Here is a 2831-nt window from a genome sequence, read left to right as displayed (position 1 = left end):
GTCCACACGCGTCGTCGGGTGGTCCACGTGCAGTGTCCTGGGCATCGTACGGTGACGCATTGCCATGATCATTTTAATCACCCACGCGACGCCCGCAGCCGCCTGCGTGTGGCCGATGTTCGACTTCAGTGAGCCGAGCCACAGCGGCTGGTCGGGGTCCCGGTCCTGCCCGTAGGTAGCCAGCACCGCCTGAGCCTCGATCGGATCACCGAGCGTCGTGCCGGTCCCGTGTGCCTCCACCACGTCCACGTCTCCGGCCCGCACCCCGGCGTTGGCCAACGCTGCCCGGATCACCCGCCGCTGAGCCGCTCCGTTCGGTGCGGTCAGCCCGTTGGACGCCCCGTCCTGGTTGACCGCCGAGCCCCGGATCAGCGCCCAGATCCGGCGGCCGTTACGCCGCGCGTCCGACAGCCGCTCGAGCACCAGAACCCCGGCGCCCTCGGAAAAGCCGGCGCCGTCCGCCGAGTCGGCGAACGCCTTGCACCGGCCGTCCGCCGCCAGGCCGCGCTGCCGCGACATCTCCCGGAGCACCTGCGTCGTCGCCATGACGGTGACACCTCCGGCCAGGGCAAGCGCGCACTCGCCCTGCCGCAGCGACTGCACCGCCTGGTGCACCGCCACCAGCGACGACGAGCACGCGGTGTCGGTCGACACCGCGGGGCCCTCCAGGCCCAGCGCGTACGCCACACGACCGGACGCCACGCTCAGCAGAGAACCGGTCTGCCCGTAACCCGAGATCGTCTCGGGGGTGGAGAAGTGGTTCCCGTAGCCGAAGTACGCCAGACCGGCGAAGACGCCGGTGTCGCTGCCGCGCAGGGTCCGCGGGTCGATGCCGGCCCGCTCCAGGGACTCCCACGAGGACTCCAGCAGCAACCGGTGCTGCGGATCGGCTGCCAGTGCCTCGCGCGGGTTGATTCCGAAGAAGTCGGCGTCGAAGTCCCCCGCGTCGTACAGGAATCCGCCCGAGCGCGTGTAGCAGGTGTCCGGTCGACCCGGGTCCGGGTCGTACAGCCGTCCCAGGTCCCAGTTGCGGTTGTCGGGGAAGTCTCCCACCACGTCCCGGCCCGCCTGCACCACGTCCCACAGCGCCTCGGGGGACACCGCCCCGCCCGGAAGACGGCAGGCGACACCCACGACGGCGACAGGTTCGCGGGCCGCCTCCGTCAGCTCCTGCAGGCGTCTGCGCGCTTCGATCAGCTCGATCGACGTCCGCTTGAGGTAGTCGAGAACATCGGCGTTGTCGTCGTTCGTCATCGCTCTCCCCTAGCCGAGCTCTTCGTCCAGCAGCGAGAGAAGCTCTCCTGCTGACGCCGAGCTGATCCGGTCGGCCACGCCGGCCAGTGATCCGTCGCCCACCGCCGGACGGACCCGGGCCTGCAATTCGCCGAGCAGGGCGGCGATGGAGGTCCTGTCCTCGTCCGCGAGACCGGGCATCGCGTCCTCCAGACGGGCACCCAGCCCTTCGATCTCCTGGGCCAGGCCATCGGCCGGGGACGCGGGGTCGTCACCGGAGCCGGGCGCGACGGCCGCGTACAGGAATTCCGCGAGGGTGCTCGGGTTCGGGTGGTCGAAGGCGAGCGTCGCGGACAGCTTCAGGCCGGTTACCTCAGCCAGCCTGTTCCGCAGTTCCAGAGCCATGAGCGAGTCCATCCCGAGGTCCTTGAACGCCACGTCGGGGCCGATCCGCCCGATTCCGGCGTGGCCGAGTACGGTCGCGGTCTGCGCCCGGACGACGTCGAGGAGCCCGGCCACCGCGTCGGCCCGCGGCAGTGACCCGACCCGCTGCGCGAGTCCGGCGTCGCCGGGCTCCGGGCTCCGCTGGCCGCCGGAACCGGCGGACGTCCCGGTCAGGCCGCGCAGGAGCGGAGAACCCGCTCGGCCGGGGCGCGGTCCCTCCGGCGCCTGTGGGTCGAGGCGCGCCGGCACCAGCACCGGCTCATTCCGTGAGATCGCCGCGTCGAACAGCGCCAGCCCTTCGTGCGACGCCATCGGGCGTATGCCCTGCCGTCGCAGGCGCACGATGTCCGCCTCGCCGAGGCCTGCGCCCATCTCGCCGGGTTGCGCCCAGAAGCCCCAGCACAACGAGGCGACGGGCAGTCCCGAGGCCCGCCGGGCCTGCGCCAGTCCGTCGAGGAAGGCATTGGCCGCCGCGTAGTTGGCCTGCCCCGCCGTCCCGAGCACGCCCGCCACCGACGAGAACAGCACGAAGGCGGACAGAGTCAGATGCCCGGTCAGCTCGTGCAGGTGCCAGGCGCCGTGCGCCTTCGGCGCCAGCACCGCGTCCAGACGGTTCTCGGTCAGCGCCTCGACGACCCCGTCGTCCAGTACGGCGGCGCAGTGGATCACCGCTGTCAGGGGGTGCTCGTCGGGCACCGCCGCGATCAGGCCGGCCACGGACTCACGGCTCGTCACGTCGCAGGCGGCGATCTCGACCTGGGCCCCCGCCTCGGTCAGCTCCTTTCGCAGCCCCGCCGCCGCAGGTGCTGTCGGCCCTCGCCTGCTGGCCAGCAGCAGCCGGCGCGTCCCGTGCCGGTCCACGAGGTGCCGGGCCAGCGTCGCTCCCAGGCCGCTGGTTCCTCCGGTGATCAGCACCGTCCCGGAGTCGAGGGCGGGAGCCTTCCCCGCCCGGCCGCCGTTACCCGGGACAGGTGCGAGGCGCGGGATGGCCATAGCGCCGGACCGGATCTTGAGCTGGGGTTCCCCCGCAGCGGCCGCCGCCGGGACGCAGGCTAACGAGACGACCTGACCGTCCGTGTCCACGAGCACGAACCGGTCCGGGTTCTCGGTCTGTGCGCTGCGCACGAATCCCCAGACGGCGGCCGGGCGGGGAA

2 protein-coding genes are annotated in these 2831 nt (G+C 72.3%); both read right to left on the bottom strand.

Going from position 1 to position 2831, the window contains the following annotated elements; translation table 11 throughout:
- Nucleotides 1–1254, bottom strand: a 1254-nt coding sequence (locus tag RM812_RS41250; protein WP_311586030.1) for a beta-ketoacyl synthase N-terminal-like domain-containing protein, incomplete at its 3' end; no start/stop codon positions are given.
- A 9-nt stretch (nt 1255–1263) separates the two neighbouring features.
- On the bottom strand, nt 1264–2831 hold a 1568-nt coding region (locus tag RM812_RS41245), incomplete at its 5' end, for a type I polyketide synthase (RefSeq protein WP_311586028.1).

The sequence above is a fragment of the Streptomyces lancefieldiae genome, assembly GCF_031845825.1.
Lineage (GTDB): Bacteria > Actinomycetota > Actinomycetes > Streptomycetales > Streptomycetaceae > Streptomyces > Streptomyces lancefieldiae.
This window is presented reverse-complemented; position numbering and strand designations above follow the sequence as displayed.